This window comes from Brevibacterium sp. (assembly GCF_022712115.1).
Classification (GTDB): domain Bacteria; phylum Actinomycetota; class Actinomycetes; order Actinomycetales; family Brevibacteriaceae; genus Brevibacterium; species Brevibacterium salitolerans.
The window spans coordinates 1-7,474 of the sequence record NZ_JALAHB010000276.1 but is presented as its reverse complement, the minus strand read 5'-3'; the positions used below and the strand labels follow the sequence as shown (position 1 = coordinate 7,474).

The 7,474-nt window shown below is 71.3% G+C and carries 6 protein-coding genes; 5 read left to right on the top strand and 1 reads right to left on the bottom strand.

The genetic code is table 11. The annotated features are described in order from the left end of the window. Positions 1-16: 16 nt before the first annotated feature. Entirely contained in the window at positions 17-1,570 is a 1,554-nt protein-coding gene (locus Q0A33_RS16530) for an AMP-binding protein (protein WP_291799496.1), read from the bottom strand. A 146-nt stretch (positions 1,571-1,716) separates the two neighbouring features. Between Q0A33_RS16530 and Q0A33_RS16525 the strand changes: the two genes are divergently transcribed. The 5 genes from Q0A33_RS16525 to Q0A33_RS16505 all read left to right on the top strand — a co-directional run. Further along, positions 1,717-2,373 carry a TetR/AcrR family transcriptional regulator gene (locus Q0A33_RS16525; RefSeq protein ID WP_291799494.1) on the top strand — a complete coding sequence of 219 codons (657 nt, stop codon included), beginning with the start codon at positions 1,717-1,719 and terminating at the stop codon, positions 2,371-2,373. 292 nt (positions 2,374-2,665) lie between these two features. After that, positions 2,666-3,688 (top strand): ABC transporter permease, encoded by a 1,023-nt coding sequence (locus Q0A33_RS16520; RefSeq protein ID WP_291799491.1) that lies wholly within the window; start codon positions 2,666-2,668, stop codon positions 3,686-3,688. Then, positions 3,688-5,379 carry a dipeptide/oligopeptide/nickel ABC transporter permease/ATP-binding protein gene (locus Q0A33_RS16515; protein ID WP_291799488.1) on the top strand — a complete coding sequence of 564 codons (1,692 nt, stop codon included), beginning with the start codon at positions 3,688-3,690 and terminating at the stop codon, positions 5,377-5,379. Before Q0A33_RS16520 ends, Q0A33_RS16515 begins: the two co-directional genes overlap by 1 nt. Next, positions 5,379-6,173: an ABC transporter ATP-binding protein gene (locus tag Q0A33_RS16510; RefSeq protein WP_291799485.1), complete on the top strand. Its 795-nt coding sequence runs from the start codon at positions 5,379-5,381 to the stop codon at positions 6,171-6,173. Before Q0A33_RS16515 ends, Q0A33_RS16510 begins: the two co-directional genes overlap by 1 nt. Beyond that, positions 6,170-7,474: serine hydrolase (locus Q0A33_RS16505; RefSeq protein ID WP_291799483.1), on the top strand; the 1,305-nt coding region annotated here is incomplete at its 3' end. The genes Q0A33_RS16510 and Q0A33_RS16505, both read left to right, overlap by 4 nt.

Below are 7,474 nucleotides of genomic sequence, written 5' to 3'. Positions count from 1 at the left end.
GGGTGGGCGGACGTGCTCAGACGGCTCTCTCCGCGCCGGCCCAGTAGCCTGCGCGGACCTGCCTGCGGTCGATCTTGCCGTTGCGGTTGACCGGGAGCGTGGAGACGAAGTCCACGCGCCGCGGCTTCTTGAAGCGGTCGAGGCGCGTGCCGCAGAACTCGATGAGGGACTCAGGGGTGGGTGCGGCGCCGGCCTTCGGCACCACCACCGCGGTGACGGCCTCGCCCCACTGCGCGTCCGGGGAGCCGACCACGCAGACCTCGTGCACATCGGGATGCTCGTACAGCGCGGCCTCCACCTCGGTCGAGTAGATGTTGAAGCCGCCGGAGATGATCATGTCCTTCTTCCGGTCGACGATGAAGACGTAGCCGTCGTGCCGGATGTATGCGATGTCGCCGGTGCGCACCCAGCCGTTCACGAACGTCTCCGCGGTGAGCTCCGGTGCGCCCCAGTACTCGTGCACGCAGTCCGGCCCGCGTACGGCGAGCTCGCCCAGCTCGCCGGCGGGCACCCGCCGGCCGGCGTCGTCGAGGACCGCGACCTCGGAGTCGAAGACCGCCCGCCCGCAGGACAGCAGGATCTCCGGATCCTCCTCGATGCCGCGGACGATGTCCTCCCGGCTGAGGGTGGTCACTCCGCTGGTGGTCTCGGCCTGGCCGTAGCCCTGGGCGATGATCGGCCCGAAGGCCGCCACCGCCTCCCGCAGACGCTGCGGGCTGACCGGGGCTCCGCCGACGGTGAGGCTCTCCAGCGTCGCCACGTCGCCGCGGTCGACCCCGTGGTCCAGGAGGGAGTGGAGCATCGTCGGGACGACGAAGGTCGAGGTCACCCTCTCCTCGCGCACCAGCCGGAAGAATCCGGCAGGGTCCCAGCGGGGCAGGACGACGATGGTGGTGCCGCGGGAGAGTGCGGCGAGGATCCCCATGCCGGAGGCGTGGGTGATGGGGCCGGCGACGAGGTAGCGGGGTTCGGCAGCGGCGTCCCCGGGGCTCATGAGGCGCTTGCGCATGTTCGCGAGGCGGTTGCCCACCGTCTGGATCGCCGCCTTGAGCTTCCCGGTGGAGCCCGAGGTGAAGTTGAGCACGCAGGGATCGGACTCCTCCGCGTCGATCATGACGGCCTCGGCGGGCGTGCCCTCGCCTGAGGCGAGGAAGCTCCGATAGCCCTCCGGACCGTCCTCCCCGAGCACCACGAGGCGCGTGTGCGCGCCGCTGCGGGTGATGGCCTCAGCCGCGGCCTCCCGGTGCTCCTCGTCCGTGAAGAGCACGCGGACACCCGCGTCCCCGAGGATGTGGGCCGTCTCCTCGATTCCCAGACGGGCGTTGATCGGCACCCGCAGGGCGGAGAGCCTGTACAGCGCCGCCTCGATCTCCACGAGTTCGCCCGTGTTCCCGGCATAGGTGGCCACCGGCGTGCCCCGTCCGGCGCCGAGGCCCGCGAGTGCTCCGGCGAGAGCCGTGCTGCGGGCGTCCAGCTGGGCGAACGTGAGCCGGAGGTCCCCGGCGACGAGCGCCTCGCGGTCCGGCCAGTGCTGCGCTGCGCGGGCGATGTAGTACCCGAGGTTGAGCATGGGGTCTTCTCCTCACGACGGTGTGACTAAAATCAGACACAGTGTACAACTTTGGTCGCCGCCGTCCAGAGGGGATGATGCATTCAGGTGCGCAGGGCCCCTGCCGGTGCCGGCAGGTGGGGCTGACGGGACGGAGGGGAGATTCCATGGCGGAGAATCGCAGGACGCGAAGGACGAAGAGGGCGCTCAAGGAGGCGATCGTCTCGCTCGTCCTTGAGCGCGGATACGAATCCGTGACGATCGAGGACATCACGGAGGAGGCGGACATCTCCCGGGCGACGTTCTACGCCTACTTCAAGGACAAGCAGGCCCTGCTCACTCAGATCGTCCTGGATCTGCAGGAGGGGCTGCGGGAGAGGCTGGCGGATCTCCGCCTCCGGGAGCGGTCGTACTTCTCCGGCGATGCCGTGCGCATCCTCTTCGAGCATGCGGCTGAGGAGCGGGACGCCTACCGGGTGATCCTGCGGGGCGAGGGCAACGGGATCGCCCTGCGGAGGTTCGTCGACGAGCGCACGGCGTCCTCACGGGCGATCTTCGAGAAGCGCGCGGAGCTCACCGGGGCGCAGTTCCGGCTGGACCCGGAGATCCTCACCCGTGCCTGGGTGGGGGAGCAGGTGACGGTCCTCCAGTGGTGGCTGGAGCCCGAGGTGCCTCCCATGAGCGCGGCGGAGGTGGCGCGGATCCTCACGGACCTCTCGATCCACGGCCGCATGTGGGCGAGCGGATTCGACGCCGTGCCCGAGGTGCCGAAGGGTGAGCTCGGGCAGCCGCTGAGTGCGGAGCCGGCGAGCCCGGGTCCCTGAACGGCTCGCCTCCCTCTGCGGGCGGCGACGCGTCCGCAGAAGGGGCGAGCCGCGGCGTCCGTGGCCGCAGGCGCTGCGTGCGGCTCTGTCCCGCCTCACCCGTGCCTCCCGGTCGATCTGGCGCCCCCTCCGCGTGAGGGGGCGCCTTCTGCGTGCCTAGGCCACGCGGCTTCAAAATATTGACAGGCTGTCTGAAAAGCAACATTATGTTCCTTGACACACATGCTGACGAACCGGCCTCCTGCGCCGCGACCGGCATGTCTCGTCGCACTGACACAAGGAGGTGTTGCTCATGGCGCTGGCCATCTCATCGGGTGCATCGGTCGGCACCCGTCCGCCGGGGGCGGAGCGGTCCCGGCCGGCTGCTCACCCGTGGGCGCGGTTCGCGCTGCGCAGGGGCGGGGGAGTGCTGCTGTCGTTCGCGCTCCTGCTGCTCATCACGTTCCTCATCGTCCCGCTCCTGCCCGGCGACCCCGCCGTCGTCGCCGCGGGGGAGGGCGCCACGGCGGAGCAGATCGAGCGGACGCGCGAGTCCCTCGGCCTCGACGCCCCGCTGCTCGTGCAGTTCGCGCAGTACCTCCGCGGAGTGCTCACCTTCGACCTGGGCACCTCCTTCGCCACGGGCACTCCCGTCGCCTCGGTGGTGTTCGCACGGCTGCCGTTCACCGCGGAGATCGCCCTCATCGCCATCTGCCTCACCCTGCTCATCAGCGTGCCGCTGGGCACCGGCGCGGCGCTGCTCACCCGGGGCGGCCGCCGCCCGGGGGTCGACCACGTGTTCAACGCCCTGACCAGCTTCGTCTTCGCGGTCCCCAACTACGTGCTCGCGACGCTGCTCGTGTACGTCTTCGCGATCCACCTCGGCTGGCTGCCGGCGTCCGGAGCCGCCACCCTGTCCTCGCTCCTCCTGCCCACGGCCGCGGTGATGATCGGTCCGGCCTGCGCGCTCGCCCGCATCGTGCGCCGTGAGGCGGCGTCGATCTTCGAGGAGGACTACGTTCGCACGGCGCGCGGATGGCGCCTGAGCACGTGGCACATCACGTCCCGCTACGTGCTTCCCAGCCTCCTCACCACGACGCTGACCCTCTCCGGTCTGATCCTCGCGGGGATGCTCGGCGGCGCAGTGGTCGTGGAGACGGTCTTCAGCTGGCCCGGGCTCGGCACCGGGATCGTCCAGGCGATCACCCAGCGGGACTACCCCGTGATCCGGGGGATCATCCTCCTGCTGGGCGTGCTCGCGACCCTGCTCATCCTCGTGGTCGACATCGTCCTCGCGCTCGTCGATCCCCGCACCCTCGACGGAGAGGCCGCCTGATGACCGCACGCAGACGCACACTCTGGAAGCCGGCCTTCACCGCCGGAGTCGTCGTGATGGCGGCGCTCGTGCTCGTCGCCGTGTTCGCACCGCTCCTCGTCTCACAGCAGGCGCACCAGTTCACCGACGACGTCGCGCAGCCGCCCGGCGGGGCGCACCCGCTGGGCACCAACGACTTCGGCCAGGACAACCTCGCCCGCGTCCTGGTCGCCACCCGTCTCACTCTGGTCATGACCGTGTGCGCCACGGCGATCTCCGTGCTGGGCGGCCTCGCCGCGGGCGTCGCGATCTGGCTCTCCCCGCGCGCAGTGCGGGAATGGTGTCTGCGCCTGCTGGAGACCGCGGTCGCCTACCCCACCCTCATCACCGCTCTCGTCATCGCGGCGATCCTGCTGCCGGGGGCGACCACCGCCGTCATCGCCCTCGGGATCGCGGGCATCCCCGGCTTCGCCAGGGTCACGGCCAATCTCGCCGGCCGCACGGCCCGCGCCGAGTACTTCCTCTCGAGCCGGTTCCTCGGGGTGGGCTCGTGGCACCTCGCCACCCGGCACATGATCCCCTCGATGGCGGAGCCGCTGCTCGTGCTCTCCACGACGATCTTCGCCACGGTCCTCGTCGAGATCTCCGCGCTGTCCTTCGTGGGGCTCGGCGTGCAGCAGCCGCAGTACGACCTCGGGTCCCTCCTCAACGACAGTCTCGAGGCGCTCTACACCCAGCCGGCCGAGGCCCTGGGGCCTGCGGTCATGATCGTCCTCGCCTCGGTCGCGGCGATGCTGATCGGGGACGGGCTCGCCGCGCATGCGAACCCGCGCGCCTCGCGCCGCTGGGCGCCCCGGCCCCGGGCCGCGAGTGCCGTGGCCGTCCCCGCTCCGGGGGACACCGCGCTCGTCCGGGTGCGCGATCTGCGGGTGAGCGCCCCCGAGGGCGGGGACGCGCTCGTCCGGGGCGTGGATCTCCACGTCGAGCCCGGGGAGATCGTCGGCATCGTGGGCGAATCGGGATCCGGGAAGTCGCTCACGGCGCTCTCCGTCGCCGGTCTGCTCGCCGACGAGCTCGGACAGAGCGCCGAGGAGCTGCGCGTGGGCGAGATGAATATGCTGGGCAGCCCTGCCGCCGCGGAGCTCGCACGGCAGATCGCCCTCATCTACCAGGACCCCGGGACCACCTTCGCCCCCTCCCGCACGATGGGTCCGCAGCTCACCGAGGTCCTGCGCACCCACATGGGAGTGCCCCGGAAGGAGGCACGGGCCGCCGTGATCGAGGCGCTCGAGGCGGTGGGCATCACGCAGCCGGAGCTGCGCATGCGGCAGTACCCGCATCAGCTGTCCGGCGGGATGCGGCAGCGGGCGATGATCGCGGCCGCCGTCGTGACCCGTCCCTCCCTGCTCATCGCGGACGAGCCGACGACAGCCCTCGACGTCACCGTGCAGGTGGGGGTGCTGCGTGCCTTCCGGGCCCTGCGCGAGCGGCTGGGGACCGCGATCCTCTTCATCTCGCACGATCTGGGAGTGGTGCGGGAGCTCTGCGACCGCGTCGTGGTCATGCGCGGCGGGGAGGTCGTCGAGGAGCTCCCCGCCGCTCAGCTGGACCGGGGCGAGGTCTCCCATCCCTACACCCGGGCGCTGCTGGACGCCGTGCCGGAGATCGACACCGAACGCGGGCGGATCCTCGCCGGCGCGGAGGAGGAATGATGCACGCAGGCAGGAAGGATCCGGCTCCGCTGGTGGTCCGCACCCGGGCGCTCAACGTGAGCTTCGGCTCCCACCACGTGCTCAGGGACATCGACCTCGAGGTGGAGCGCGGACGGGTGGTGGGCCTCGTGGGCGAGTCGGGCTCCGGCAAGTCGACGCTGGCCAAGGCCCTCGTCGGCATGCTGCGGATCGACAGCGGGCAGCTCGAGGTCGTGGGCGAGGACGTCGCACGGCCGCGGCGAGCCCAGCGGCATGCGCTGTACCGCAGGGTCCAGTACGTCCCGCAGGACCCCTACTCCTCCCTCAACCCGCGGCGCACGGTGGGGCAGACCCTCGCCGAGGCCTTCGACCCCAGGCGAGGGAGTGTGCGGTCGCATGCCGCGCAGATCGCGCGGGTGCTCGCCGAGGTGCAGCTCGATCCGGAGCTCGCCGGCCGCTATCCGCATGAGTTCTCCGGCGGCCAGCGGCAGCGGATCGCGATCGCGCGTGCCCTGGCGATCGGACCCGAGCTCATCGTCGCGGACGAGATCACCTCGGCCCTGGACGTCTCCGTGCAGGCAGGGGTGGTCCGGCTGCTTGCGGAGCTCCGGGAGAAGGGCGCCGATCACTCGATGCTCTTCATCACCCACAACCTGGCGGTCGCGCAGGAGGTCTGCGACGACATCGTCGTCATGCGCCACGGGCGGATCGTCGAGACCGGCTCGGTGGACAGCGTGTTCGCGGCTCCGGCTGAGGAGTACACGCGGACGCTGCTGGACTCGATCCCCGGAGCGAAGGGATTCGCACTGTCATGACCACTGCCCAGGCGCCGCAGAGCGATCCCGCCGCGAGGTTCCGGGATCCCGCCGTCATCCGCGCGCACATGATCGACGACGAGCAGCGCATGCGCACGCGGCGTGTGCGCAGGGGCGACGGTCCTCCGGCTGCCCTGCCGGACCCGGGCGCGGACCCGGCACTCGGGAGCCTCCCGGTCCCCGGGCCGCACGGGAAGGATGTTCCGCTGTCCGCATTCTTAGACAGCGCGGACTCCACGGCACTCCTCGTCCTGCATCGGGGGCGCGCGGTCCACCAGGAGTTCCGGCACGGCCTCCGTCCGCGCGATCTGCACGTGACCGCCTCGATCTCGAAGTCCGTCTTCGCGCTGCTGTTCATCAGGCTCGTCCGCGCTGGTGAGATCGACCTGCACCGGCCCGTGTGCCGCTACGTGCCCGAACTCGCCGGCACGGGCCTGGGCGAGGCGCTGGTGGATCACTGCCTGCACATGCTCACCCAGGTGCGCTACGGCGACCGGCCGTTCCACAAGGAGACGGAGGCGCGCGCGTTCTTCGCGGCCGTGGGGATGGTGGAGCCGCCGGCGGGGTACAGCGGGCCGCGGACTCTCCTGGACCGGCTGGCGACCACCCGGACGGACGGGCCCGGCGGCGTCCGTTTCCGGTATGAGAACGGCAACACCGAGGCGCTGGGCGAGGTGGTGCGGAGGGTGACCGGACAGCCCGTCGCGGAGCTGCTCTCCGCCCTGCTCCACTCGCGGATCGGTGCCGTGGAGGACGCGCAGTTCTCCCTCGACACGACCGGCCGCGAACTGGTGTCGGGCCGGTTCTCCTGCACGCTTTCGGACCTTGCGCGGATCGGTGAGACGCTTCGCTGCGAAGGGCAGGCGGCAGGTGCGCAGGTGCTGCCCGCCTCCCTCGTCGCCGGTCTCTTCCGCGTGCCGGACGGGCCTGCGGGCGATGTGCTGGGAACGGGGGACCGGCGCCCCGACGGCCGCCCGGTCCTCGCCTACTCCCAGGCCTGGTGGCTGCCGCTCGACGGGGAGGGCGCGCTCGTCGCCCGCGGCCGCTCCGGACAGCGCCTGTACGTCTCACCGCACCGTGAGGCGGTCATCGCCCTCTTCGGGGCGCATCCGGTCGCCGATGATCTTCCGATCCCCTTCTTCGAACCCGTCCTCGCGCGCATCGCGCAGTCCCTGCAGGCGCGGGGACGACGTCCGCCCCGCGGCGGCGGGGACGAGGCGGTGAGATCGGCGGACGACGGCGCGGCGGCCGTGAGGTGGAGTGTGCATGGTTTCTCCTCATCGAAGGAAGGGGGATCGAAG

Coding starts and splice junctions, on each gene's coding strand:
- Q0A33_RS16530 (WP_291799496.1), bottom strand. CDS start 1,570: ATGCTCAACCTCGGGTACTACATCGCCCGCGCAGCGCAGCACTGGCCG.
- Q0A33_RS16525 (WP_291799494.1), top strand. CDS start 1,717: ATGGCGGAGAATCGCAGGACGCGAAGGACGAAGAGGGCGCTCAAGGAG.
- Q0A33_RS16520 (WP_291799491.1), top strand. CDS start 2,666: ATGGCGCTGGCCATCTCATCGGGTGCATCGGTCGGCACCCGTCCGCCG.
- Q0A33_RS16515 (WP_291799488.1), top strand. CDS start 3,688: ATGACCGCACGCAGACGCACACTCTGGAAGCCGGCCTTCACCGCCGGA.
- Q0A33_RS16510 (WP_291799485.1), top strand. CDS start 5,379: ATGCACGCAGGCAGGAAGGATCCGGCTCCGCTGGTGGTCCGCACCCGG.